This window comes from Emcibacter nanhaiensis (assembly GCF_006385175.1).
In the GTDB taxonomy this organism is placed as follows: Bacteria; Pseudomonadota; Alphaproteobacteria; order Sphingomonadales; family Emcibacteraceae; genus Emcibacter; species Emcibacter nanhaiensis.
Map to the genome: position 1 here is coordinate 24,315 of NZ_VFIY01000004.1, position 24,535 is coordinate 48,849.

At 56.9% G+C, this 24,535-nt stretch carries 22 protein-coding genes and 1 riboswitch; of the genes, 7 read left to right on the top strand and 15 right to left on the bottom strand.

Annotated elements, in window-relative coordinates; genetic code table 11:
* From moaA to FIV46_RS00505, 5 genes are all read right to left on the bottom strand, one after another.
* Positions 1-993, bottom strand: a complete 993-nt coding sequence (gene moaA, locus FIV46_RS00485; protein ID WP_139937843.1) for a GTP 3',8-cyclase MoaA — start codon at positions 991-993, stop codon at positions 1-3.
* Between the two features lie 81 nt (positions 994-1,074).
* The gene (locus FIV46_RS00490) at positions 1,075-2,190 is read right to left on the bottom strand and encodes a DUF2336 domain-containing protein (RefSeq protein ID WP_139937844.1); all 1,116 of its coding nucleotides are present in this window, start codon (positions 2,188-2,190) and stop codon (positions 1,075-1,077) included.
* A gap of 237 nt (positions 2,191-2,427) precedes the next feature.
* The gene (locus FIV46_RS00495) at positions 2,428-2,850 is read right to left on the bottom strand and encodes a flagellar basal body rod protein FlgC (RefSeq protein ID WP_139937845.1); all 423 of its coding nucleotides are present in this window, start codon (positions 2,848-2,850) and stop codon (positions 2,428-2,430) included.
* Between the two features lie 9 nt (positions 2,851-2,859).
* Positions 2,860-2,939, bottom strand: a riboswitch (cyclic di-GMP riboswitch).
* Positions 2,940-3,034: 95 nt separating this feature from the next.
* Positions 3,035-6,520 (bottom strand): transcription-repair coupling factor, encoded by a 3,486-nt coding sequence (mfd, locus tag FIV46_RS00500; RefSeq protein ID WP_379956113.1) that lies wholly within the window; start codon positions 6,518-6,520, stop codon positions 3,035-3,037.
* A 2-nt stretch (positions 6,521-6,522) separates the two neighbouring features.
* Positions 6,523-6,840: a succinate dehydrogenase assembly factor 2 gene (locus FIV46_RS00505; protein ID WP_139937846.1), complete on the bottom strand. Its 318-nt coding sequence runs from the start codon at positions 6,838-6,840 to the stop codon at positions 6,523-6,525.
* A 105-nt stretch (positions 6,841-6,945) separates the two neighbouring features.
* Here FIV46_RS00505 and recG point away from each other — a divergent pair, with 105 nt between their 5' ends.
* Positions 6,946-9,039 carry an ATP-dependent DNA helicase RecG gene (gene recG / locus FIV46_RS00510; protein WP_139937847.1) on the top strand — a complete coding sequence of 698 codons (2,094 nt, stop codon included), beginning with the start codon at positions 6,946-6,948 and terminating at the stop codon, positions 9,037-9,039.
* Here the strand turns inward: recG and FIV46_RS00515 are convergent.
* From FIV46_RS00515 to lptF, 4 genes are all read right to left on the bottom strand, one after another.
* Positions 9,031-9,813, bottom strand: coding sequence for a DUF502 domain-containing protein (locus FIV46_RS00515; protein ID WP_139937848.1), 783 nt, complete (start codon positions 9,811-9,813; stop codon positions 9,031-9,033). The genes recG and FIV46_RS00515 overlap by 9 nt on opposite strands.
* Before the next feature lie 93 nt (positions 9,814-9,906).
* Entirely contained in the window at positions 9,907-11,067 is a 1,161-nt protein-coding gene (locus FIV46_RS00520) for a GNAT family N-acetyltransferase (protein WP_139937849.1), read from the bottom strand.
* A gap of 22 nt (positions 11,068-11,089) precedes the next feature.
* Complete coding sequence (gene lptG, locus FIV46_RS00525) at positions 11,090-12,217, bottom strand: LPS export ABC transporter permease LptG (RefSeq protein WP_139937850.1); 1,128 nt, start codon at positions 12,215-12,217, stop codon at positions 11,090-11,092.
* Position 12,218: 1 nt separating this feature from the next.
* Positions 12,219-13,394, bottom strand: a complete 1,176-nt coding sequence (gene lptF, locus FIV46_RS00530) for an LPS export ABC transporter permease LptF (protein WP_139937851.1) — start codon at positions 13,392-13,394, stop codon at positions 12,219-12,221.
* A gap of 255 nt (positions 13,395-13,649) precedes the next feature.
* On the opposite strand from lptF, the gene FIV46_RS00535 reads away from it, so the two are divergent.
* Positions 13,650-14,555, top strand: coding sequence for a diacylglycerol kinase family protein (locus FIV46_RS00535; RefSeq protein ID WP_139937852.1), 906 nt, complete (start codon positions 13,650-13,652; stop codon positions 14,553-14,555).
* Between the two features lie 15 nt (positions 14,556-14,570).
* Here FIV46_RS00535 and spt read toward each other — a convergent pair whose 3' ends face one another.
* The 5 genes from spt to FIV46_RS00560 form a co-directional block, all read right to left on the bottom strand.
* The gene (spt, locus tag FIV46_RS00540) at positions 14,571-15,797 is read right to left on the bottom strand and encodes a serine palmitoyltransferase (protein WP_139937853.1); all 1,227 of its coding nucleotides are present in this window, start codon (positions 15,795-15,797) and stop codon (positions 14,571-14,573) included.
* Complete coding sequence (locus FIV46_RS00545) at positions 15,794-16,042, bottom strand: acyl carrier protein (protein ID WP_139937854.1); 249 nt, start codon at positions 16,040-16,042, stop codon at positions 15,794-15,796. The genes spt and FIV46_RS00545 overlap by 4 nt, the downstream gene beginning before the upstream one ends.
* 71 nt (positions 16,043-16,113) lie before the next feature.
* On the bottom strand, positions 16,114-17,052 hold the full coding sequence (locus FIV46_RS00550) for an NAD-dependent epimerase/dehydratase family protein (protein ID WP_139937855.1): 939 nt from the start codon (positions 17,050-17,052) through the stop codon (positions 16,114-16,116).
* 100 nt (positions 17,053-17,152) lie between these two features.
* Positions 17,153-18,901: a fatty acyl-AMP ligase gene (locus tag FIV46_RS00555; RefSeq protein ID WP_139937856.1), complete on the bottom strand. Its 1,749-nt coding sequence runs from the start codon at positions 18,899-18,901 to the stop codon at positions 17,153-17,155.
* A gap of 203 nt (positions 18,902-19,104) precedes the next feature.
* The gene (locus tag FIV46_RS00560; protein ID WP_181162991.1) at positions 19,105-20,019 is read right to left on the bottom strand and encodes a DMT family transporter; all 915 of its coding nucleotides are present in this window, start codon (positions 20,017-20,019) and stop codon (positions 19,105-19,107) included.
* A gap of 18 nt (positions 20,020-20,037) precedes the next feature.
* On the opposite strand from FIV46_RS00560, the gene FIV46_RS00565 reads away from it, so the two are divergent.
* The 5 genes from FIV46_RS00565 to smpB all read left to right on the top strand — a co-directional run bounded on the left by FIV46_RS00565 (position 20,038) and on the right by smpB (position 23,882).
* Positions 20,038-20,619 carry a regulatory protein RecX gene (locus tag FIV46_RS00565; protein ID WP_181162992.1) on the top strand — a complete coding sequence of 194 codons (582 nt, stop codon included), beginning with the start codon at positions 20,038-20,040 and terminating at the stop codon, positions 20,617-20,619.
* Positions 20,620-20,646: 27 nt separating this feature from the next.
* Complete coding sequence (locus tag FIV46_RS00570) at positions 20,647-21,819, top strand: 3-phenylpropionate MFS transporter (RefSeq protein WP_139937859.1); 1,173 nt, start codon at positions 20,647-20,649, stop codon at positions 21,817-21,819.
* Between the two features lie 70 nt (positions 21,820-21,889).
* The gene (locus tag FIV46_RS00575) at positions 21,890-22,369 is read left to right on the top strand and encodes an EF-hand domain-containing protein (RefSeq protein ID WP_139937860.1); all 480 of its coding nucleotides are present in this window, start codon (positions 21,890-21,892) and stop codon (positions 22,367-22,369) included.
* 141 nt (positions 22,370-22,510) lie between these two features.
* Positions 22,511-23,401: a 4-hydroxy-tetrahydrodipicolinate synthase gene (dapA, locus tag FIV46_RS00580; protein ID WP_139937861.1), complete on the top strand. Its 891-nt coding sequence runs from the start codon at positions 22,511-22,513 to the stop codon at positions 23,399-23,401.
* Between the two features lie 4 nt (positions 23,402-23,405).
* A complete protein-coding gene (smpB, locus tag FIV46_RS00585; protein WP_139937862.1) occupies positions 23,406-23,882 on the top strand; it encodes an SsrA-binding protein SmpB in 477 nt (158 codons plus the stop codon).
* Positions 23,883-23,913: 31 nt separating this feature from the next.
* Here smpB and FIV46_RS00590 read toward each other — a convergent pair whose 3' ends face one another.
* The gene (locus FIV46_RS00590; RefSeq protein ID WP_139937863.1) at positions 23,914-24,516 is read right to left on the bottom strand and encodes a hypothetical protein; all 603 of its coding nucleotides are present in this window, start codon (positions 24,514-24,516) and stop codon (positions 23,914-23,916) included.
* Positions 24,517-24,535 lie beyond the last annotated feature (19 nt).

Genomic DNA, 24,535 nt, shown 5'->3' on the forward strand with positions numbered 1-24,535 from the left:
TTATCCGCCGGTCATACTCATGTGACGTTGCAGGGTCGGCCGGTTGTGTTCCGGATCAATAGTGAAATAATGCCGTTCCGGCTTTTTGGAGATCGCAGAAATTATGGCTTGTTCCACGGCCTGCCGGTCTCCCTGATGATTCCGCAAAACCTCGCGCAGGTCAATATTGTCCTCATGCCCCAGGCACATGAAAAGCTGGCCGGTACAGGTCACGCGGATCCGGTTGCAGCTGTCGCAGAAATTATGGCTCATGGGGGTGATCATGCCCAGTTTCCTGCCGCTGCTGCCGACGGAATAATAGCGGGCCGGGCCGCCGGTGCGGTAGTCGCTTTCCGCCAGCTCCCAACTGTCGGCCAGCTGTTCCCGGACCTGTTGCAGGGACAGATATTGTTCGTGTCGGTTGACGTCGATTTCCCCCAGCGGCATGGTCTCGATCAGGGTCAGGTCCATCTGGTTGCGCACGCACCAGTCCAGCATCTGTCCGATTTCATCGTCATTGATGCCTTTCAACGCCACCATGTTGATCTTGATGGCAAGGCCGGCGTCCTGGGCCGCGCGGATGCCGTGCAGGACCTGGTCCAGGTTGCCCCAGCGGGTAATATGGCGGAACTTGGCTTCATCCAGGGTATCGACGGAGACATTGATCCGGCGCACGCCGGCCTCATAGAGGCCGCTGGCATATTTTGCCAACTGGCTGCCGTTTGTGGTCAGGGTCAACTCCTCAATGATGTTGTCCTTCACATACTGGCCCAGGTTGTCGATCAGCGACATCATGTTTTTGCGGACCAGCGGTTCACCGCCGGTCAGCCTGATCTTTTTAACGCCGTTGGCAATGAAGGCCGTGCAGAGGATTTCCAGTTCCTCGAGGCTGAGCACATCGGATTTGGGCAGGAACTGCATATTTTCCGCCATGCAGTACTGGCACCGGAAATCACACCTGTCGGTGACCGATAGGCGCAAATAAGTGATATGCCGTCCGAACGGATCGATCATTGGGTATCCAGTAATCTGTTATCTCTTCAGACTTTTATAAACAGATAAAACCGAATAATCCATTCAAGAATGGGTGAACTGTCAGAACAGCGGGGATTTGCTGGCGTCCTGGACCCAGCTGTGCAGTGTCAACTGGGCGCGCCGGGGCTCCATGTTGTTGAAGCGGTCATAGGCGCGGTCGATTTCTTCCTGGCTCAGCTTGGTTTCCATGTCGCGCGCTTCCCGCGTCATCCGGTAGATGGTGAGAAAGACGCTGCGGTCGATATTGATCGCCCGGCAGGCAATGGCGAGCGCTTCCGACCCCCGGTCATAAAGGATGGAGGACATGATGTCCTTCGGAATATTGGCCAGTTTGGCAAAACCCGCCTCGAACAGGGAGACCTGCCCCTGGCTCAGCGATTTCATCAGGAAAGCCGGGCCCAGCTTGCCGGCCTTGCTCAGTTTCTCGATCAGGTTCTCTTCGGCGCTAAGTAGTCCCGCGCGTTTCTCGTCCTCAGTCTCGATTTCCCTCAGGGTGCCGCTGACGATATCGTTGATATCCTCGACCGACATGGAATGGGTATCCAGGATAATTTCTTTCAGGGAATCCGACACCCACTGATACATCTGGGCGCAAAGTTCGCGCGGGAGATCCTCGCGGTTGATCAGCGGCGCCTGAATTTCTTCCCGGTTCCGGGACTGTTCGACCAGACCCGCCAGGGTTTCATTGTCGATATTGGCATCTTTGTTGGACAGCAGGGACACCACAACCCGGTCATTGCCGGTGGTGATCAGTTCGCGGCAGACGCCCGAGGACAAATGCTTGCGGGCGGTGATGCTGAGCTGATGCTGGATGGTCTTATGGCGGATGATCTTGATCAGGTTTTTGTCGTCAAGAAGCTTGCTCAGCATAAGAACCGGGCGCGCCACTTCAATTTCGTCATTGGCCAGCAGGATAATCAGGTCCACGGATGTGTCCATGCGGGTGGCCAGCCGTTCGGCGAGCTTCTTGCGCACTTCCATTTCCACATGATGGAAAAGAGTGCCCAGGATTTCTGTCATCAGGGAAACTTCTTTACCGGACAGGTCATCATGACGCCGTTCCAGAAGGTCTGCAATAGATTCGAAAAGCTCACTGCGTCCGGAGATTGATTTTTCGTGGGCCAGTTTGATTAGACCAGTAACTTCCCCATCGAGAGTGTTGTTAACGCTCGCCATGTTGTTTAACTCTTGTACTATATTATTTAAATCTTTAAGCCTGCCCAAGGACCATCCTCACAATTTATGCTTAATATAGCGGACAATAGTAAACAAACCCTTGCTTATGCAATAGTTTACATCATTTTTCGAATTTGGAACAAGAGGTTGGGGGAAATACTGGAATTATTATTGTGCTACAATATGGTGATTTCAGGTTTGGTCCGGGTTGTTGGGATAGCAACGGACCAGGGCTGATCAATCCTTGAACTGATCCAGGAAATCTTCTTCGATTTCGGCCAGGGTTGACAGTACCTGGGCGTTGGCCTTGTAGGCGTTGGTGGCCTTGATCATTTCCCCGACTTCGACGAATTCATTCACATTGGGGATCGCCACATAACCGTCTTCGTTGGCCACCGGATCGTCCGGGGCATAGGCGGTGAGGCTGGCCGGATTGACCGGGATATTATAGCTCATCACCCCGCCGTATTTGTTGCTGCTTTGCTCGTGTTTCAGCGGCGTATAGGCCTTGTTGACCAGCGCGGCGGCGGAGGGGTTGGCGGCAAAAGTGCCTTTGGGGGTGGAGGTATTACGGGAATTGACAATGTTGCTGGCTGCAACATTGAGCTTTGATGTGGACGCCAGAAGTCCGGAAAGACTTGTATTGATAGCGTTGTTCATCCGTGTTCCCTTGGTAACTCCGCTGTCCCCTGTTCTGGGGACCGGTGGTTTTGCGTCCCGGCGTCGCCGCCGGTTTGCCGTTGTCAGGAAAACCCCTTTTCCCTGCCTACAGAGTCGCACAGGGGGTTTAAAAATCATTTAAGGAATAGGGTTAATTTTAGGCAATGGGAAAAGTCGTGAAAAATCAGCCCTTTGCGACTTTAGCCAGGGCCCGGGCCAGGTTGAGGGAGCCCTTGAGCCGGCTTTCGATCTTGCTCCATTTGCGCACATAAACCAGTTTGTGATCGGGCCGCAGTTTGGCCACGGCGGTCTGGTTGGAAATAAAGTCGATCAGGCCTGCCGGGTTGGCGAATTTATCACCCCGGAAACTGAGGATTGCACCCTTGGGCCCGGTCTCGATCTTCTCGACCCCGGCCTCGCGGCAGTAATGCTTGATCAGGATCACCTGGAGCAGATGCTCCACTTCCTCGGGCAGGGGGCCGAAGCGGTCAATCAGTTCCGCGCCGAAGGCGTCGATGTCCTGCTTGTCGGTGAGCTCCGCCAGCCGGCGATAGAGCGACATGCGCAGGTTCAGGTCCGGGATATATTTTTCCGGGATCAGCACGGCGGCGCCCACATTGATCTGCGGCGACCAGCTGTGGTCCTCGGCCTCGGCGGCGCCACCTTTGGCCTGGGCCACCGCTTCCTCCAGCATCTGCTGGTAGAGCTCGAGCCCCACTTCCTTGATATGGCCCGACTGTTCCTCGCCCAGCAGGTTGCCGGCGCCGCGGATGTCCATGTCATGGCTGGCAATGGTGAAGCCGGCGCCGAGCGTATCCAGCGCCTGCAGCACCTGTAGCCGTTTTTCCGCATTGGCGGTGGGGATACGCCGCGGTGGCAGGGTCAGGTAAGCATAGGCCCTGATCTTGGAGCGGCCAACCCGGCCCCGGAGTTGATACAGCTGAGCCAGGCCAAACATATCGGCCCTGTGGATGATCATGGTATTGGCGGTCGGAATGTCGAGGCCGGATTCGACGATGGTGGTGCTCAGCAGCACATCATATTTGCCTTCATAAAAGGCATGCATGATGTCCTCGATCTCGGCTGGCGGCATCTGGCCGTGAGCGACGACGAATTTCACTTCCGGCACATGCTCTTTGAGGAAATCGGCAATTTCCCTGAGGTCGGCGATGCGCGGGCAGACATAGAAGCTCTGGCCGCCGCGGTAATGCTCCCGAAGCAGCGCTTCGCGCACCACCAGGCTGTCCATGGGCAAAATAAAGGTGCGCACCGCGAGGCGGTCGACCGGCGGAGTGGCGATCAGGCTCAGGCCGCGCATACCACTCATGGCCATCTGCAGGGTGCGCGGGATTGGCGTCGCGGTCAGGGTCAGCACATGCACGTCCTGGCGCAGCTTTTTCAGCCGTTCTTTGTGGGCGACGCCGAAATGCTGTTCCTCGTCAATGATCAGGAGTCCCAGGTTGCGGAACTGGATATTCTTGCCGAGCAGGGCATGGGTGCCGATGACGATCTCGCAGGTGCCTTTCTGCAGCTCTTCCCGGGTCAGCTTCTGTTCCTTTGACGGCACCAGCCGCGACAGGTGGCCGATCCGGACCGGCAGGCCGCGGAATCGTTCGCTGAAATTCTTGTAATGCTGGCGGGCAAGCAGGGTGGTGGGGGCGACAATCGCCACCTGGAAACCGCTCATGGCGGCGATAAAGGCGGCGCGGAGCGCCACCTCGGTCTTGCCGAAGCCCACATCGCCACACACCAGCCGGTCCATGGGGCGGCCGGAGCCCAGGTCGTCAATCACATCCTGGATGGCGCGCAACTGGTCGTCGGTCTCGTTATAGGGGAAGCGGGCGCAGAATTCCTCATACAGTCCCTCCGGCGGGGTGATGGTTGCGCCCTTGCGCAGCTCGCGCTCGGCGGCGAGCCTGATCAGTTCATCGGCCATTTCCAGCAGCTTTTTCTTGAGCCGGGCCTTCTTGCCCTGCCAGGCGGTGCCGCCCAGCTTGTCGAGCTGGGCCTCGGTGCCTTCGGAGGAATAGCGGCTTAGCACCTCGATATTTTCCACCGGCACATAAAGCTTGTCGCCGCCGTGATAGGTCAGCATGACGCAGTCATGGGCCGCGCCGCCCACCTCCAGGGTCTTGAGCCCCTCATAGCGGCCGACGCCGTGATCCATATGAATGACCAGGTCGCCGGGGGTCAGCGCCGAGGCCTCGGTCAGGAAATTTTCCGCCTTGCGCGAGCGGCGCGCCTTGCGGATCAACCGGTCACCGAGGATATCCTGTTCGGCGACGATTGCCAGATCATCTGTCTCAAACCCGTGTTCCAGCGGCAGGATGATCAGGCCGAGGGCGTCCCCGGGTAATTTTTCCACATCGACCCAGTCATCCAGCAGCCGGTGCCGGCCCATATCATGGTCCTTGAGCACGCCGGACAGACGGTCGCGGGCGCCGACGCTATAGCTGGCGATCAGGACTTTCTTTTCATTCTGGATCAGCGACACCGCATGCTGGCGCAGGGCGTCATAGATATTGATGTCCCGGTTATTGCGTTCCGGGGCGAAATCCCGGCCGATTTTGCCTTTCAGGTCCAGGTGGTCCACACCCGGCGGCGAGGCATAGGGGGAGAAGCGGTGGATGCAGTGGTCTTCGCTGAGGGCCTGCCATTCCTCCGCACCCAGATACAGCAGCGCCGGGGGCAGCGGTTTATAGACACTGGCGGTCTGGCTGCCGGCGGGGCGGCTTTTCCAGTCGCTGTGCCGGGCTTGGTAATAATCCTGCACCGCCTTGAGGCGATCATCGACCGCTTCCACGCCCAGATGGTCCAGGGTCATGGGACAGTCGGGCAGGTAATCGAACAGGGTTTCCAGCTTTTCGTGGAACAGCGGCAGCCAGTGTTCCATCCCCTGGTGCTTGCGGCCTTCAGTCACCGCATCGTAGAGCGGGTCGTCATCCAGTACGGTGCCGAATTCAGCCACATAGCGGGCGCGGAAATGACGGATCGAGGCCTCGTCCAGGAACACCTCGCTCATGGGCACCAGCGCCACCCGCTCCACCTTGTCGCCGGAGCGCTGCGAGAGAGCGTCAAATTCCCGGATCACATCCACTTCATCGCCAAACAGGTCGATGCGGACCGGATTTTCAAAGCCGGGCGGGAAAATATCCACCAGCCCGCCGCGCACGGCAAAGTCGCCATGCTCCATCACCGAGCTGGCGCGGCTGTAACCGTTGAGGCTCAGGAAGGCGGTAAGCTTGTCGATATCCAGCAGGCTGCCGGGGGTGATGACAAAGGAGCTGTCCCGCATGATGCGCCGTTCCGGCAGGCGCTGGCTCGCTGCATTGACAGAGGTGAGGACCAGGATCTTTTGTCCCGCCGGTGCGCTCTCCAGCCGCGCGAGCCGGCTCAGCGTCATCATCCGTTCGGCAACGATTTCATGATTGGGCGAGACCCTGTCGTAAGGCAGGCAGTCCCAGGCCGGGAAGGTGAGGATTTCAATTTCCGGCGCAAAATAGCCGATCAGTTCCGCCATATTGGCGAGCCGGGTATCGTCCCGGGCGATATGCAGGAAGATCTGCCGGTCGGTTTCCTCGATGGTGCGCGCCAGGAACAGCGCATCCATGCCTTCCGGCGTTTTTGCGATCAGAAGGGGCACTTCGGCGTCGATGAACTGGTCGAGGATAGTCACTTTACGATCTTGAGGTAATCCATGCCTCTGAGAAGCTGCATGATCTCGTGGTTAAGGTGCTCCGGCGGCTCCCGGTCGGAGGTGATCCAGGCCACCAGGTCGCTGTCCGCTTCGCGGAGCAGGTCTTCATAAATATCAAGCTGAGCCGCATTGAGGTCATCAAGATGACTATCGGCGAAATTGCCCAGCAGAAGGTCAGCTTCCTTGATGCCGCGATGCCAGCTCCTGAACTTGAGGCGCTTGCGGCGGATCTCGATGCTTTCACTTTTGTCAATTTCCGGTTCGTTAAAACCCGGTGCGTCAAGTCTGCTCATGATCTTTTCTGTCCATTTCGGGATTCTGTTTTTGCTATCCCGCGGAGTTCGGCTATGTTTATCCTTGTCTACAGGATATCGACAGGAAAATAAAACAACAAAACCATGCGTCCGGAGATTCTTTACCCCTTTTTTGCTGAAACCGTGAGCCTGCCCGGCGTGGGCGGGCGCATCGCTCAGTTGCTGGAAAAAGTGGTCGGCCGCCGGGTGCTGGATCTGTGCTGGCATTTTCCGGTCGATATCATCGACCGGCGAAACTCCCCCAAGCTGGGTGACATCCGCCATGAACAGATGGTCACGGTGGAGGTGGAAATCGGCAGCCACGACGCGCCGCCGCCGCGCACCAAACGGCCATACCGGGTCTGGTGCCATGACGATACCGCCCAGATGCAGCTGGTGTTTTTCCATGCCAAGGGCGACTATCTGCTGCGCCAGCTGCCGGAAGGCGAAAAGCGCGTGATCAGCGGTAAGGCGGAGATTTTCAATGGCCAGCTGCAGATGACCCACCCCGACTATATGGTGGCCCCGAACAAGCGCGACGAAATCCCGGCCATCGAACCGGTCTATCCGCTCACCGCCGGGATCAGCGGCCGGGTGATGGGCCGCATTGTCAGGGCGGCGCTCGAGCGCACGGTGGAACTTCCGGAATGGCTCGATCCTGCGCTGAAAAAACGCGAAGGCTGGCCCGACTGGCGCGCGGCCCTGATGGCCCTTCATCATCCGGAGGCTCCCGGCGATGTGGACCCGTCGTGCAAGACCCGCCGGCGACTGGCCTATGACGAATTCCTCGCCAACCAGTTGGCGCTGGCCCTGATCCGCCGCCAGGAAAAAAGGAAAAAAGGCCGGGCTCTCAAGACCGAAGGGCCGCTGGTTGAGAAGCTGATTGAAAAACTGCCTTACCGGCTGACCAACTCGCAACAGGAATGTATCGCCGAGATCAACACCGATCTCGCCAGTCCCCACTCCATGATGCGCCTGCTGCAGGGCGATGTGGGCAGCGGCAAGACCGTGGTGGCGATGGTCGCCATGCTGGCGGCGGTGCAGTCGGGCGCCCAGGCGGCCCTGCTGGCGCCGACCGAGATATTGGCCCGGCAGCATTATGACAGCCTCACGGAAATGAGTGAGGGGCTGGATATCCGTATCGAAGTGCTGACCGGCCGCGACAAGGGTAAGGCGCGGGAGAGGCTGCTGGCCGATCTGGCGGCGGGGGAGATCGACATCCTGGTTGGCACCCATGCCCTGTTCCAGAAGGATGTGGTCTATCATGACCTGGCGCTGGCGGTGATTGACGAACAGCACCGCTTCGGCGTTGAGCAACGTCTGGCGGTGGCTGCCAAGGGCACGTCGGGGCAGGGCATGGACATGCTGGCGATGACGGCAACGCCGATCCCGCGCACGCTGACGCTCACCGCCTATGGCGACATGGATGTTTCGCGCCTGACGGAAAAGCCGCCGGGGCGCCTGCCGGTGGATACCCGAACCATTTCCCTTAATCGCCTTGACGAAGTGGTCCGCTCCCTCCAGCGCCCGTTGGAGGGCGGGGCACGGATCTACTGGATCTGCCCACTGGTGGAGGAATCGGAAAAGTCGGACCTGGCAGCGGCAGAGGAGCGCTTTCGCCAGCTGGACCAGATTTTCCCGGGCCGGGTCGGGCTGGTGCACGGCAAAATGAAAGGCCCGGAAAAGGACAAGGTCATGGCCGCCTTTGCCGGCGGCGCTCTGGATGTGCTGGTCGCCACCACGGTGATTGAAGTGGGCGTCAATGTACCGGAAGCGACCGTGATGGTGATCGAGCATGCGGAACGTTTCGGGCTGGCGCAACTGCATCAACTCCGGGGCCGGGTCGGGCGCGGCAGCGGCCAGTCGGTATGTCTGCTGCTCTATGGCCATCTTGGCAGTGAAAATGCCCGGGCGCGCATGAAGATCATGCGCGAGACCGAAGACGGGTTCCGGATTGCCGAGGAGGACCTGCGCCTGCGTGGCGCCGGCGAGTTACTTGGCACACGTCAGTCCGGCATGCCTGACTTCAAGGTGGCGTCGCTGGAATTCCACAGCGACCTGATTCCCATGGCCCGGGATGATGCCAAACTGATTCTGCAGACCGATCGCGAGCTGAAAACTGACCGGGGGCAGGCGCTCAGGGTATTGCTCTATCTGATGGAGCAGGATGAGGGAATCAGATACCTGAGATCAGGATGATTCTTTGTCCTCGTCCGGTTCTCCATCAGCCCATTCGGTAATGCGGGAACCGCGCACCGGGCGGGCCCGTCTTTTCAGGTCTTCGGGCTGGTCTTTGCCGTTTTGGGGGTCCACCAGTCCGGCGGAAATCACATATTTGACCCCTTCGTCGGTGGTCATGTCCAGGTAGATCAGATCCTTTTTCGGCACGAACAGCAGGAAGCCGGAGGTGGGATTCGGGGTCGTCGGCAGGAACACATTGATGATATTGTTTTCCAGCCGTTCCTGAACCTCGCCTTTGTTTTCACTGGTGACAAAGGCGATCGCCCACAGGCCGCGACGGGGATATTCCACCAGCACCACATCCTTGAAGGAGCCGGTATTTTGCGTCACCACCGTCTCGAAAATCTGCTTTATCGTATTGTAAACACTGCGGATAATGGGCATGCGATTAAGGATGCGCTCGCCCATGCGGATCAGGGCGCGGCCAAACAGGTTCGCCGTCAGGGCGCCAAGGACGGTCAGGAACACCACCACCACAACCAGGCCAAGTCCGGGGATGCCGAACGGCAGGTAGGTCTCCGGGTTATAGGCCTTGGGGATCAGCGGGGTGACGTTGCGGTCAATGGTGTTGATGAAGGCCCAGGCCAGATAGACGGTAATGCTGATCGGGGCGGCAACGACCAGGCCGGTCAGGAAATAATATCTGATCCTGGACCCCAGTCCCTGTTTCGGAACCAGCGGATTGCCGTTTTCGTCGACGCTGTTTTCTTCTTCCGGCGTATTTTCAGACATTTTCCAGCCCTTTGATATGCCGTTGTTCCGGCACCGTTGACTTCAATTCAGTGAATTTACTAGCTGCCGAAAATGGCAAATATGTGTCTGTTTTCACAGTTCCCTGACAAACAGCCGATAAGTCTTGTAATGGGCGCAGCCGATGGTTTCCAGCATTTTCTGCAGCCGGGTGTTTTCTTCCAGCACCCAGCCCAGCTCCGCATGGGTGCAGCCGGCCGCCGCAGCATGAATACGGCAGGTTTCAATCAGGGAAAAGGCCATGGCGCCGCCCAGCATGCCGTTCTGGTGTTTCTTGCGCACCCCCATCAGCGGCACACGCACGGTTTTGTAATTGGGGTGGATTTTCAGGCGCCACAGCAGCTTGATAAAGCCGAACGGCAACAGTTTCCCGTCGAGGTCACGAATAATCTCGTTCAGGTTGGGCAGGGTCACCATCATGGCCTGGGGTTCGCCGTCCATTTCCGCGATATAGGTAAAGTCGGGCCGGATAATCTGTTTCATATCCTTGGCGGCCTGCTTGAGCTCATTCTCGGTGAAGGGGATAAAGCCCCAGTTGTCCGACCAGGCGTCATTGAAAATATCCAGGATCGCCGCCAGGTCCCGGTCGTAATTCTTCATGTCGATCGGCCGGATCGTAATCTTGTCGTTGTTGAAGGTCCGTTTCACCAGTTTGTCCACGGCCGGTGGCAGGATCTCCTGGCTGATGTCCAGCCAGTAAGCCCAGACGTCCTTGACCTTCTCGAAGCCATGATTGCGGACCAGGTTCTCATAATAGGGGCGGCTGTGGCCCATCATCAGGCTTGGCGGGGTATCGAAACCGTTCACCAGCATGCCGGTTTCTTCATTGATGGACAGGCTGAAGGGACCGATTACTTTTTCCGCCCCCTTGTCGCGCAGCCAGCTTTCCGCCGTATTCAACAACGCGTCCGCGACGCCCTGGTCCTCGATACAGTCGAAAAAGCCGAAATGGCCGGTTTTTTCGCCGTGATATTTCTGCACCAGCTGATCCATTTGCGCTGAAATACGACCGACAGTTTCGCCATTCCGTCGGGCAATCCAGTAACAGGCTTCGGCATGTTCGAAATAGGGATTCTTGTCGCGGGACAGAATATCCTTCCGTTCCATTTCAAGCGGCGCGATATAGGCCGGATCGTCCTTGAAAATGGAATAGGGCGCCCGGATAAAGTCATTCAGCAGCTTGCCGTCGGTGACTTCAATGATGTCCAGGTTGGTCGGGGGGACTTCGGTACTCATATTTTTGCCTCTGTAGCGCGGGTCATTCTTCAGTCAGGAGAATAAAGCTTATACCTGTCAAACTGAACAGCAGGAGTGGCAGCCAGGCGGCGATGAATGGCGGTACGGCGCCATACTGGCCCAGAGCGACAAACAGGTTATTGATCACAAAATAGCCAAATCCCATGCCAAGGGTCAGCAGGATGCGCCCGAACAGATTGCCGCCGCGGTGCAGGCCAAAGGCGGCCAGGCCGGCCAGCAGCGGCATCAGCAGGGTGCTGAGCGGCGAGACGAATTTCTGGTGCAGCGCGGTTTCATAATCGTTGGTCGCATGCCCTTCCATTTGCAGCTGCTTGATCGCCTGGCGTAACTGTTGCAGGTTGACCTGGTCCGGTTTCAGTGCCAGCGCGATATAGCGTTCCGGCGGCACGTTGGTCTTCCAGTCCAGGTTTTCCATCGGAGTGACTTCCAGGGTCTTGAGATCGAATTTCTTGACCTCGAACAGGGTCCAGGCACCATCCCGGTAGACGGCGAAGTCGGCCTTGATCAGGGCGGTGACCTGCTGCTCCTTGTTGCGGATATATTGGGTCACATTGTCCAGCAGCAGAATGCTGCCGTTGCGGCTGGCGCTTTCCGCCTTGATCAGGTTGTTGCCGTCGGCCACCCAGCTGTCATAGACCACATCCGGCGCAGGCGGCAGGTCGGCGGCAAAATCATGTTCCTCCCAGTTGCGGAGTTCCGCCCTCGCCTTGACCGAAACGGTTTCGTTGAACACGAAATGCAGGGCGGCAATCAGGATCGACATCATGATCAGCGGCAGAACAATGCGGAAGGCGTTCCAGCCGGCGGCTTTCATGATGATGATTTCGCTGTGCACATTGAGGCCGGCAAAGGAGAGGATAGCGGCCAGCAGGGCGACGAAAGGGGAAAAGAGCGAGGCGAGCTGCGGTGTGCGCAGGGTCACATAGGTCCAGAGATCCGCCATGGTGGCGCCTTCGCCGGCCAGGATTTCATCGGATTTGGCCAGCAGGTCCAGCGCCTGCAGCGTGGCGATCAGGCCGACCAGGATCACCAGGTAGCGAAGAAGGAAGACCTTGGCCAGATAGAGGTCGAGGCTGCCCGGATTAAACAGCCTGCCGATAATGCTGGAATATCTCAGTACCCGCTGCATCTCAGTCCACCGTTCTCAGTCTGCTGATAAGGCTTGTAATGGCTTCCACCACGACTTCATAGATGATCTCGAGCCGTCTGAGCGGTAGACCGCCCACCTTGTAGGCCCCGATATAATAGAGCCGGGCCGTCAGCAGAATAAACAGAAAGGTCGGCAACCAGATCGACAGCCAGGGCGAGATGGCGCCTTCGGCAGAGAAGGCCTGTCCGAATTCCAGGACCTTGTGATAGACCAGCAGGATCACGATCCCCACTGTAATCCCGAGTGCACGTCCTGACCGTTTGGCGACAAGGCCGAGCGGGAAGGCCAGGAAAGGCACGATCAGGATGGACAGGGCCCGGGCCGTGCGGGCGTGCAACGCTGCCACATAGGAGTCATTGCCGCTGCTGCGTTCCTGCCACAACTCCAGGAACGTCATTTCCCGGGCGTCTTCGCCGCGGGCGCGGAATTGCTCGAACATGGGCACGTTGAGCGGCAGGTCATGTTCGTCGAAATTGAGCACCCGGGGTTTGGCCTGGCTGGAATCCAGTTCGATGATGGTGCCGTCAAACAGTTTCAGGATCAGGTATCTTTCATCAGGCGTAATGAAGAAACCGCCTTTTTTCGCCGTAATGGCAAGGACGCGACCGTCTTCATTTTCTTTCTGCGCGAAGATGTCCAGCAGTTCCCGGCCGGAATCGCGGCTTTCCTCGATCCTGAGGGTCAGGCCGTCGCCGAGGTCGGTGAATTCACCGGCCTTGATGCTGGCGCCCAGCGCCCCGCTACGGACATCGAAATAAAGGCCATTATAGGCATAGCGGCTGTAGGGCTGGATGAAACCAACCACAATCACATTGACGATCAGCAGAAAGGCGGCGATGCCGATACAGGGGATGATCAGTCGGTTGAGGCTGACGCCGCTGGCCAGCAGGGCATCCAGTTCACTGTTGAGCGCCAGCTTGCGGATCGCCAGCAGAACGCCGAGGAACATGGCGAGCGGAATAACCAGGGTCAGATACTGCGGCATCAGGTTGCCGAGCATCTGCCAGACAATGTCAATCGGCCCGCCTTCGTTGATGACAAAATCAAACAGGCTCAGCATTTTTTCCAGCAACAGGAGCAGGGCGGCGATACCCAGGGTCATGACCAGAGGTACGATCGTCTCGCGCAGAATGTAATAATCAATTTTTTTCAGCATGAACCTGATTTTTGGTATGGATTTTACAGTCTATCCTGCCTATAGCTGCTTATAGCTAGGAATATATACAAGGAAATGAATTTTTCCATTTAAGAATTTAGAAGCTTTGGCCTTTTTTGTGTTTTTTTCAGGGCGCACGCCAAGAAAAGACCATATTCGCCGGAATATTATGCAGGCTTCAAAAACCAGCGGGACAGTCCATTGAGTGTTATTGCCATTTTATCCAGTCCGTCATCCTTCAGGGGAAGTGATGAGATGGACCGTTTACGCCAGGTGATTTCCGCTGGTTCCGGCATCATTCATTACGAAGTTGAGAAACACCGCCATATCGGCGAAGCCCTGGAAACCTTTCACAAAACCAATGCCGAAGCGATCGTCATTATCGGCGGCCAGGCGCTGGCGGCAGCCACGTTTGAGTTCCTGCTCGAGAAAGATCCTTTCGCCGGCAAGGTGCCGCCGCTGGCCATCCTGCCTGCCGGCGACAATAATATCATCGCCGAGAATCTGGGCGCCCAGTCCGCAAGTCCTCATCGCGAGCTTGCCCGCCTGCTGAAGGTGCGCAAATCCGGACAGCTTTTGACCAATATTCTGTCAGTGCCCCTGCTCAAGGTAGAGGGGGTTTACGGGGTCGGCACCGTCTACGGCCTGTATCTCTGTTGCGGCGAGGTGACCCGGGAGAAAAATATCTTCAGTGGAGCGATTGCCGGCAGCGGCCTGTTGAGCCGGGCCAAACGGCGCCTGTCGACCATGGGATTTATCCGCCGGGCTTCCATGAAAGCAAGGAAGGACAAGGGCATGGACAGTGCTGTCCGCGTCAACCTGAACCAGCGCGGTGCCGTGGTGGGGCGTTATTTCATGGTCTGTATCACCACCCTGCGCGCGGTGCTTCTGGGCGCGCAGCTACCGGCGCCGCAAAAGGCGGACAAGCTGCAGTTCATGAGCGTCGAGAATACGTCCGAGGCGCTGCTTTCCATGGGCAAGCAGCTGCTCAAGGGACAATTTGACGACAGGATCATGCCCGGACAGGTGATCAAACAGATTGCCCATGCCCGTATCGTCCAGCACAAGCCTTTTGTGCTTGACGGCAGCTACTTCGAGGTGGAAAAAAACGGCGAACTGCTGATTAGCTCAACAGATCGCCTGTCTTTTATTTCGCTGTAAAGCCGGAGACCGTTCTCACACGGTTTCCAGGGCCTTGTCGCTCAGGATTCCAAGCTTGCGACCGACCAGCTCGAATTTCTCCAGCATATAGTCAATCTGCTCGTTGGTATGGGCGGCGGAAAGGCTGCAGCGCATCAGGTTGTAGTTGTTCGGGGTTGCCGGCGGCAGCGCCAGGTTCACATAGACCCCTTCCTTGATCATTTCGCCCCAGAAGGCGATGGCCTGGTGCATGTCCGGCACGATGATGGCGGCAATGGGGCTTTCCCCGGTGGTACCCATGTTAAAGCCGATTTTAGCCAGGCCCTTGTTCAGGCGCATGCTGTTGGCCAGCAGCTTTTCCCGAAGGTTGGTATTGGCAATAATCTGCAAGGCCTTGGTCGCCGACGCCACCACTGACGGCGGCAGAGACGCAGTAAACATATAGGGGCGGCAGACCAGCCGCAGCACTTCGAATTTCGGGTGGTTGGAGACGCAATAGCCGCCGATGGTGCCGACGCTTTTCGAGAAAGTGCCGACAATAAAGTCGATCTGGTCTTCCACGCCCTGAGCCTGGGCGACGCCGCGGCCGGTGGCGCCGAATACGCCGATGGAATGGGCTTCGTCCACCAGGATATAGGCATTGTGTTTTTTGGACACCGCCGCCAGTTCCTTGAGCGGGGCCTGGTCACCCAGCATGCTGTAGACCCCTTCGACCACCACAAGGACCCCGGCTTCGGGGTCGCTTTTGCGCAGGCGGGTCAGGCGTTTGTCCAGATTTTCCGGATCATTATGGGCAAAGCGGATCACCGTGGCATTGCCCATGGCGCAGCCGTCATAGATGCTGGCATGGCTGTCGGCATCGATCAGGATATAGTCCTTGGGGCCGGCCAGGGTGGCAATGATACCCAGATTGGCCTGGTAGCCGGTGGAAAAGACCATGGCATGCTCTGTGCCGTAGAATTTCTTCAGTTCCTCTTCCAGCGCCTTGTGGCTGTTATAGGTCCCGTTGAGCACGCGGGAGCCGGTGGTGCCGGTGCCCTGGGTGAGCAGGGCGTCCTGGGCGGCGGCAACGGCTTCCTCGTTAAAGGTCATGCCCATATAGTTGTTGGTTCCGGCAAGGATGGTTTTGCGGCCGTTGATGATGGCCTCGGTCGGAGAGAGTATTTTCTCCATGCTGACGGTGAAGGGATTGGATTCACCTTCAGGCAGTTGCCGGAAGTTGTTCAGGGTTGCATCAAATTTTTCAAAAAGATCAACAGTCATTGTTCACTTAATATTTTGTCAACTGCATCGGCAACCTGGCCTACTTTTTCCAGGTCCGGCAGGATATTCAGGGGCACAGTAATATCGAAATGGTCCTCAATCTCGGCCAGCAGGTCCATCACGGCCAGCGAATCCAGCTCCAGGTCGGTGCTGAAAGTGGTGTCGGCGGTCAGGGAAATCCCCTTCTTGTTGAAGGGCTCGATCAAGGTGCAGATTTGCTCTAGCGTAGTTTCTGTTTCTGTCATGTCTCTCGCCTTAGATAAGGCTGGCTAAGTTACATAAAAAATAATGGTAAATCCATCTAAAATCAGGCTGGCTACAACAAATTTTCTTCCCTGTACCAGCGGAAACATATCTCCAGTCCCTTATTTAGCCCGATTTTTGGCTCCCAAGCTATGAAATTCTTGATATGTTCGTCCCGGCAGCGCCAGTCCGGGTGGCAGAGTTCATTGACCTTTTCCGGCGAAACCATTGGAACATAACCGAAAATCCGGGACATGAACTTGTTGGTGTGGGCAAAAAGTTTCAGGGATTTTCGCCCGGCGGTCAGCTTTACCGCCCGCCTGTTCATGATTTCCGAAGCGGTGGAGAAAATCTCCTGCAGGCTGTAGCCGTCTTCCCGGTTGTCATCCACATCGAGGATTTTTGAATAAACCTGTTCGCAGTTGGCGCATTCGGCCATCGCGCCGACCAGGTCCTCGACGAAAATCAGGGAGGTGCGGTTGCTTTTGCTGCCCGGGACCAGGGAGAAGCCCCACTTCAGGGACTTGAACAGCTTCAGGATCTCATAGTCGCCGGGGCCATAGACCGCGGGTGCGCGGATGATGGTCCAGTCAAGGTCCGCGGGCGCATGATCAAACAACACTTCCTCGCCCTGACGTTTGCTTTCGGCGTAGTGGGACAAGCTGCGTTCCCGGGCGGCGAGGGACGATAAAAGAATGAAATGAGGCCGTGGTTCGTCGTTCGGCAGTGCATTGAGGAGCGCCATCACGCTGTCACGATTTATGGTGGCGAATTCGGCGAAATTGCGGGCCTTGATGGCGCCGGCAATGTGATAGACCACGTCGGCGCCGGTGATCAGCCGGGTCAGGGCGAGCTCGTCCTGGAAGGTGCCCTCAACCCATTCCACATGATCGGAATCCGGTTGCGGGCGTCGGGTCAGGGCCCGGACATGGTATCCCTGCCGTGTCAGCAGGCGAACCATGTGTTTTCCCACGAAGCCGGTTGCCCCGGTAACTGCGGCAATTTTGTTCATCAGACCCCGAACGTCATTTCATGTTGTACTGCACAAAATATAACCCTCTGTTGAAACGGGTCAACAGAGGGCTGAATAATCCGAATAAATTGTAACAGAATCAGGATGCCAGCTTGCCGGCAAGATATTGCTGGCGGGCCTTGCTGCGGCTCAGTTTGCCGGATGAGGTGCGCGGCAGGGAGCGCGGCGGCAACAGGACAACGCGGGCGCTGGCACCGACCATTTCCTTGACCTTGCTCTTGATCCGGTCTTCCAGTTCCATGCGGTCAGATTCGTCCCGGGTACGGCACTGGACGAGAATGGCGGGAATTTCCTCGTTATTGTCACCGGGAATGGAAATGGCGGCACTGTCGCCGGAACGGAGGTCGGCAATCTGTTCCACCGCCCATTCAATATCCTGGGGCCAGTGGTTTTTGCCATTAATGATGATCAGGTCCTTGATTCGGCCGATGATGTAGATGGAGCCGTCGGCCACGTATCCCATGTCGCCGGTATCCAGCCAGCCGTCTTCGCTGAGGCAGGCGCGGGTGGCTTCCTCGTCGTCAAAATAGCCGACCATGACACTGGGGCCGCGCACACAGATGCGGCCGATTTCCCGCTCGCCGAGGTCATTGTCATCTTCGTCACGGACTTCGAGCTCATATTGAGCCAGCGGGCGGCCGCAATTGACTACCTCGCGGTAGCTGGCGGCATGGCCGTTGACCTTGCTCTTGTCCAGGCGTTCCAGGGTCTTGATTTCGCCGGTCAGGACCTTTTCGTTGACCATGTCGATCTGGACGCCGGTGTCCAGCGTCATGAAGCTGACCGCCAATGTACATTCGGCGAGGCCGTAGCTCGGCAGGAAACTGGTATCACGGAAACCGTGGGTTTCGAAGGTGTCATGGAAGTTCCGCAGCACATCGGCGCGGATCATGTCGCCGCCGATCCCGGCGACCCGCCAGCTTGACAGGTCCAGGCCTTCGGTATCCTTGCCGTTGGCACGGCGGGTGCAGATTTCATAGCCGAAGGTCGGGCTGTAGGTAATGGTGCCCTTGTTGCGGGAAATCAGCTTGAGCCATTGCATCGGCCGGCGGGCGAAAGCCTCGGTTGCCAGATAATCAGTGGTCATCTGGCAGGAAATCGGGGACAGAAGTGTCCCCACCAGGCCCATGTCGTGATAGAAGGGCAGCCAGGAAACCACCCGGTCATTGTCATTCACATCCACGCCTTCGGCACTGATGCCGTGACAGTTGGCCATCAGCGAGCGATGGGTCACGGCGACACCGTGGGGGAAGCGGGTGCTGCCGGAAGAATACTGCAGATAAGCGAGATCCTCGGGCTGCAACTCGGGAAGTTCCACACCGTCCAGGTTTTTCAGTTCGGCCTGTGCTTCAAAAGTATCGGCGGTGCCGACAAAACGCATTTTCAGGCCTTCCGTCGCCTCATCCAGAAGCGGCAGCATGTAGGAGGCGGAGAAAGCCATTTGTGCGCCGCAGCTTTTCATCTGCTGGTGCAGCTGGCTGGTGTAGCCGTCCCGGCCGCCGAATGAGGTCGGCAGGGGCAGGGGAACCGGCAGCATGCCTGCATACTGGCATCCCATGAAATAACAGACAAAGTCTTCGCTGGTTTCGGCGATCAAGGCAACCCGGTCACCTTTCTGCATGCCGAAATGAATAAGACGACGACCCATCTCCATGGCGCGTTCCCGGATCTGCGCAAATGTTATGCTGCTTTCCAGTTCGCCTCTGGGAGAATAGAAGTTCAGACCCCTGATTCCCTTGGCCGCATAATCCAGGGCGTCCGGGAGGGTGTCAAAATCCGCAACACGCCTTGGCAGCGTCGGATCTAGTGTAGGAATAGGTTCACGCATATACGTTTTTTATCACTTACCTAAGCCTTGGTTAGCTTTTCCTCAAACGATAACACGATGCTTTTCGCGCTATCGTTAATTTAAATTTCCCTCTCGATACATTTACTCGTGCTGTATCGCAAGAAATTTATTTTATTTTTGCCACTTCCTTTCCCGGCAAAAGATAAAATATCTGCGGGAAAAAAGTTTACTAAGATGTTGAATTATATGTCAATTAACTTTTTTTCAGCCTTCTGTTTCCATCTTTCTGTAAGATATATACCTGTCAACACCAGAAAAACCGACGCAAATGTTGTCTCTTTGAGCGGCTCATTCAGCCAGATATATCCGGTAAATACCCCTGTCAGCGGAACAATGTAATTGTTGTAGGCGACAAATGTGGCACCAACAAGATGGGTCAGGTGAACAAGCACGATGGTCGCCAGGCCCGTGGAAACGATCCCCAGGAAGGCAACCGACCAAAGCCCGCCTGTATCGGGTGATCCGGTCCAGGGTTTGTCAACAATCAGGGCAATCGGCCAGATAACACATGAGGAACAGATCAGCATGACGGTGGCACCGACCAGGGGGTTCTTGTTTTTGAAGTGCCGGATCATGACGCCGCTCAGGGAGTAGCAAAGTCCTGTTACCAGGAAAGCAAGGAAGCCCAGAATTTGAAGAATTCCTTCCGTTTCAAAGTTGGTTGAATCGATAAACAGGATCACGATCCCCGAAACCCCGAAGATAATGCCGACCAGCTTTATCCATGACATTTTTTCGTCATGGGTCAGGAAATGCGCCAGAATGAAAGTATGCAGGGGAACCAGCGACATGCATATGGCGGCGGTGCCCGCATTCTGGTATTTGACCCCCCAGCTCACCAGCATGAAGGGCAGGGCGGTGCCCAAAATGCCGACCCGTCCGATATTCCACCAGCTTCTGATGTCTTTCGGCAGGCTGAGTTTCTGATGGCGCAGGATCAGCCAGACGACAAACGCGCCCAGGGAAATTCGGCTTGCAGCAATGGTGATCGGCGGAATAGACTGGACGGCGATTTTATTGAACATAAAAGCAGACCCCCAGGCCAGGGCGAGAAAAAGCAGGTAAATGTAATGCTTCGGGGTTCTGTGATGCTGCATAAACGGGTTCTTCGGACAATGACCACAAAAAACAGAAAAGCAGGGAAAATCACCCCTGATTATCTGCGCAATGCAACCTACAGGTACCTGGAAAGATACGCAAGCTCGGAAGATAACCTGCGCCGCGTCTTGCGGCAAAAAATCAAGCGGCGGTTGATGGCGGCCGACCAGGCGGCGGACCTGACCGCCGAGCATGAAGGCTGGATCGAGGATGTTGTCCAGCACTGCCGCAAGCACGCTCTGATAGATGACGAACTTTACGCCCTGTCCCGGGCACGCAGTTTCCTGCGCACCGGCAACTCCCGGGCAAAGATTATCCAGAAATTGCTGGCCAAGGGGATCTCCCGCGACCTGATTGACCGGGTTCTTGCGGAGCTGGTTGACGAAATGGGGGATTCCGAACTTTTTGCCGCCGCCAGTTATGTGCGCCGGCGCCGGTTCGGTTCCTTTTCCACCAGGGCGGCAGACGACGCCAGGCGGCAAAAGGAAATGGCCTCCCTGGCGCGGGCAGGTTTTTCTTTTGACCTGTCTCGCCGCGTACTGGACTCCGACCGTGACGAGTTGGAAGATATCCTGTATGGGATGACGGCGCAGCAATGAACCGCATGTGCGGAGAGGGGTGTATTGATGATTGACGAGACCGCGCGGCGTTCTGCCTCCATCCGGCTGGGCGGCACCTTTGGCGCCCTGTTTCTGTATGTGGGAGTATTTCTGCCGTTCTGGGCCGTCTGGCTGCAGTATACAGGCCTTACTCCGGTGGAAATAGGTCTGGTGATGACGGTGCCCTATGTCCTCAAACCGGTCATTCCCCTGATCTCGACCCAGCTGGCCGACCATATCGGCCGGGTGAAACCTATTTTCCTCGCCAATCTGGCTTTGACGTTCCTGTTGTTCATTCCCTACCTGTTTGTGGACAGCTTCTGGGGGATTTTGCTGGTGACGCTGTTCCTTAATTTGTTTTTTCAGCCGCTGATGCCGCTGCTGGATGCCATGTCGGTAAAGCAGGCCCGGTATTGCGGCATGCATTACGGCCGGGTCCGTTCGGTGGGCTCGGTTACTTTTATTATCACGGCCTTTCTGATTGGCCTCCTGATCAAGAACACAGATGCGGGTTGGGTGGTGCCGGTCGCCCTTGCCTGCCTCGCGGTTATATTGCTGGTGTCCCTGGGGCTGCCTCCCGACCCGGTGGAGGAAAGTGAAGAGGAGGATATGGCGGCGCAGGGAAGAAAGCCTCTGCGGCGTCTTCTGGGCGATCGTCGGTTTATCGGGTTTCTGATTGTAGTGGCCCTGATCCAGATGAGCCACGGGGTATACTATACCCTGGGCAGTGTGCACTGGAAGAACAACGGCCTGGACGAAGATATCATCGGCATGCTCTGGGGCATCGGCGTGGTGGCGGAAATTCTGATCTTCATCTTTGCCAGTGAGAAAATTGCCAAAATCGGCCCGATGAAGGCCCTGATGTTTATCGCCCTCATGGGCGTCGTGCGCTGGACGACCCTGGGTATGACATTTTCGCTGCCGGTTCTGTTTCTGGTCCAGACCATCCACGGCCTGACCTATGGTGCGGCACACCTCGCCGCCATATATTATATCGCCAACCGGGTGCCTTCCTTTGCGTCATCCACGGCCCAGGGGCTCTATTCCGCTGTTCCCATGGGAATTGGCATGGGGATGACGACATTTCTGGCCGGTATCCTGTATGATGGCTGGCAGGGAAAATCCTATTGGGTTATGGCCGCTCTGTGCCTTCTGGCGTTTTTTATCGCAAATAGATCGCGTTCCGTCGCATCCGCGTGAAGGGTTTTCCATTTTATTGCCGTATTATTGTTGTCATGTGGACATTTGGGAGTGGTGAAGGAGAAAAGAGATGAAGAAACTTTCAGTAGCTATCGTTTCCGGTGTTTTGGCTATGGCTGTCGCCGGTACAGTGGTTGCCCAGGATATGCCCCGCGGACCGGGTAAGCCGGGTGGAGGCTGGACCAAAGGCATGGGTCCGGGTATGGACCATGGCGGCAGAGGCATGTTCCGCGAACTGATGGATGCCGATGGCGATGGCAATGTCACGAAACAGGAGGTTGCCAAATTCCATGAGGATCAGGTGAAAAAGGCGGATAAAAACCGGGATGGTGCGCTGTCCCAGAATGAATTCGCCGCCATGCAGGAAAATATCATGGAAGAAATGCGCAAAATTCACGAGCGAAAACAGTTCGAGCGCATGGATGCCAATGGCGACGGCAAGGTGACCGCTGAGGAACTGACCGCCCATCATGCCGCCAGGTTTGACCGGATGGACCGGAATGACGACGGTATGATTGGCCCGGACGATCGTCGCATGCCGCGGAAATAAGCCCTGGAGCAGAAATCTGGTAAATGGCGGGATTTTCCCGCCATTTTTTTGTCTATTTGATGCTGCTATAATATCTTGCTTGCGCTTCGCCTTCAGGAAGACTATTTTGCCTCAAAATTAACAGCTATTTCAGGACGTTCGATGACTGCCAAAATGATCAGAGGATCCATTCCCGCTTTGATTACCCCGTTCCGCGACGGAAAAGTGGATGAGGCTGCCTTTCGAAAGCTTGTGAACTGGCAGATCGAGCAGGGCTCTCACGGCCTGGTGCCGTGCGGGACGACAGGTGAATCCCCGACACTGAGCCACCAGGAACATCGCCGGGTGACAGAGATTTGTATCGAGGAGGCCGCCGGCCGCGTGCCGGTGATTGCCGGATGTGGTTCCAACAGCACCGCAGAAGCCGAGGGTCTGATCCGTTTCGCCAGCGACGCCGGGGCCGACGCCGCGCTTGTGGTGACACCCTATTACAACAAGCCGACCCAGGAAGGGCTGTTCCAGCATTTCAAAGTGCTGAATGACGCCAGTGACATTCCGATCATCATCTACAACATTCCGCCGCGTTGTGTCATCGACATGAATGTGGCGACCATGACCCGTTGTTTCAACGAACTGGACAAGGTTGTCGGCGTCAAGGATGCCACCGGAGATATCGCCCGGGTCGCCCTGCAGCGGGAGTCCATGGGACCGGATTTTATCCAGCTGTCCGGTGAAGACCAGACTGCCCTTGGCCTGATGGCCCATGGCGGGCACGGCTGCATTTCCGTAACCGCCAATGTGGCGCCGGCCCTGCTGGCACAGTTCCAGGAAGCCTGTATGGCGGGCAACTACGGTAAGGCGCTTGAGATCCAGGACCGGCTGACGGTACTGCATGATGCCATGTTCGTGGAAGCCAATCCGGGGCCGGTCAAATATGCGGCTGAGCTGTTGGGCCTTTGTTCCGCTGAAATGCGCCTGCCGATGGTGCCGGTGAGCGAAAATACCCGCCAGGTTGTGCGTGCTGCCCTGGTTAAAGCCGGACTGCTGGACTAGGCAGATGTCCAAAAAGAAGTCAAATGACGGACGGCGGGTAATAGCCGAAAACCGAAAGGCCCGTCACAACTTCTTTATCGAGGAGGACTTCGAGGCCGGCATTGTCCTTAAAGGCACAGAGGTCAAGTCGCTGCGCCAGGGCGAATGCAATATTGCTGAATCCTATGCGGAAGTGAAAGGCAATGAAGTCTGGCTGATTAACGCCCATATCAAGGAATACAGCATGGGCAACCGGTTCAATCATGATCCGCGTCGCCCGCGCAAGCTGCTGCTCCATCGCCGGGAAATCAACAAGATTTTTGCCGCCGTGCAGCGCAAAGGCATGACCCTGGTGCCACTGTCCATCTATTTTGATGACCATAACCGGGCCAAGGTCAAGCTGGGACTGGCCAAGGGTAAGAAAGCCCACGACAAGCGCGAAGCCTCCAAAGAACGCGACTGGAGCAGGGAAAAGGCCCGCATGCTCAAGGAGCATAGCTAGGCCTTTTCGTCTTCTGGCACAGGATTGATTGTTATCTGGCGTATTGGGGGACCTGTTTGGCCGGGCCGAACTGCCAGCTGCCGTCCGGCTGCAGACAGGCGGTACCATAGGCCGGCACCGTTTCATTGCCAACAGTAATAGTGGTCTGATATTCCCGTTCCTGCAGGCAGGTGCCGTGGCTATAGGATACCTGCTGCGGTGGCGGTGCGGCGGCCCATCCCTGGCCGCCGGCCGGAGACGGCTGGGCAGCGGGCACATAGACCACATCAGGCTGGTTATTGGCCTGGGCGGCCTGGGTCAGGCCATAGACCAGAAGCCCGCCGGCGAGGATACCCAGCGCCACATCATCGCCATGACCGTGGACACCGAAATGCGCCCGTGGCCGATGGGGACGGTAGCTGTACCTCACATGATCATAATGATGCGGGCGGTAATAAGTGTACTGCTTGTATTTGTAATGTTTGTTGTATTTATGGTGTTTCTCGTATTTGTGAGAACGGTCGTGTCTGTTTTCCTGGTGGCGGCGATCGTCCCGGCGACCGTCGGCCCAGGCCTGTGTTGTGGTTACAAAGCCGAATGAAGCCACGCCCAGGATGACTGTGGATGTTTTCAGGAACCGTGTAATCTTACTCATGGTAATCCTTCCTTGTTAT

Excerpts from the sequence above, each read along its gene's own strand:
- moaA (WP_139937843.1), bottom strand. The coding sequence starts at position 993 with ATGATCGATCCGTTCGGACGGCATATCACTTATTTGCGCCTATCGGTC.
- FIV46_RS00490 (WP_139937844.1), bottom strand. The coding sequence starts at position 2,190 with ATGGCGAGCGTTAACAACACTCTCGATGGGGAAGTTACTGGTCTAATC.
- FIV46_RS00495 (WP_139937845.1), bottom strand. The coding sequence starts at position 2,850 with ATGAACAACGCTATCAATACAAGTCTTTCCGGACTTCTGGCGTCCACA.
- FIV46_RS00505 (WP_139937846.1), bottom strand. The coding sequence starts at position 6,840 with ATGAGCAGACTTGACGCACCGGGTTTTAACGAACCGGAAATTGACAAA.
- recG (WP_139937847.1), top strand. The coding sequence starts at position 6,946 with ATGCGTCCGGAGATTCTTTACCCCTTTTTTGCTGAAACCGTGAGCCTG.
- FIV46_RS00515 (WP_139937848.1), bottom strand. The coding sequence starts at position 9,813 with ATGTCTGAAAATACGCCGGAAGAAGAAAACAGCGTCGACGAAAACGGC.
- FIV46_RS00520 (WP_139937849.1), bottom strand. The coding sequence starts at position 11,067 with ATGAGTACCGAAGTCCCCCCGACCAACCTGGACATCATTGAAGTCACC.
- lptG (WP_139937850.1), bottom strand. The coding sequence starts at position 12,217 with ATGCAGCGGGTACTGAGATATTCCAGCATTATCGGCAGGCTGTTTAAT.
- lptF (WP_139937851.1), bottom strand. The coding sequence starts at position 13,394 with ATGCTGAAAAAAATTGATTATTACATTCTGCGCGAGACGATCGTACCT.
- FIV46_RS00535 (WP_139937852.1), top strand. The coding sequence starts at position 13,650 with ATGGACCGTTTACGCCAGGTGATTTCCGCTGGTTCCGGCATCATTCAT.
- spt (WP_139937853.1), bottom strand. The coding sequence starts at position 15,797 with ATGACTGTTGATCTTTTTGAAAAATTTGATGCAACCCTGAACAACTTC.
- FIV46_RS00545 (WP_139937854.1), bottom strand. The coding sequence starts at position 16,042 with ATGACAGAAACAGAAACTACGCTAGAGCAAATCTGCACCTTGATCGAG.
- FIV46_RS00550 (WP_139937855.1), bottom strand. The coding sequence starts at position 17,052 with ATGAACAAAATTGCCGCAGTTACCGGGGCAACCGGCTTCGTGGGAAAA.
- FIV46_RS00555 (WP_139937856.1), bottom strand. The coding sequence starts at position 18,901 with ATGCGTGAACCTATTCCTACACTAGATCCGACGCTGCCAAGGCGTGTT.
- FIV46_RS00560 (WP_181162991.1), bottom strand. The coding sequence starts at position 20,019 with ATGCAGCATCACAGAACCCCGAAGCATTACATTTACCTGCTTTTTCTC.
- FIV46_RS00565 (WP_181162992.1), top strand. The coding sequence starts at position 20,038 with ATGACCACAAAAAACAGAAAAGCAGGGAAAATCACCCCTGATTATCTG.
- FIV46_RS00570 (WP_139937859.1), top strand. The coding sequence starts at position 20,647 with ATGATTGACGAGACCGCGCGGCGTTCTGCCTCCATCCGGCTGGGCGGC.
- FIV46_RS00575 (WP_139937860.1), top strand. The coding sequence starts at position 21,890 with ATGAAGAAACTTTCAGTAGCTATCGTTTCCGGTGTTTTGGCTATGGCT.
- dapA (WP_139937861.1), top strand. The coding sequence starts at position 22,511 with ATGACTGCCAAAATGATCAGAGGATCCATTCCCGCTTTGATTACCCCG.
- smpB (WP_139937862.1), top strand. The coding sequence starts at position 23,406 with ATGTCCAAAAAGAAGTCAAATGACGGACGGCGGGTAATAGCCGAAAAC.
- FIV46_RS00590 (WP_139937863.1), bottom strand. The coding sequence starts at position 24,516 with ATGAGTAAGATTACACGGTTCCTGAAAACATCCACAGTCATCCTGGGC.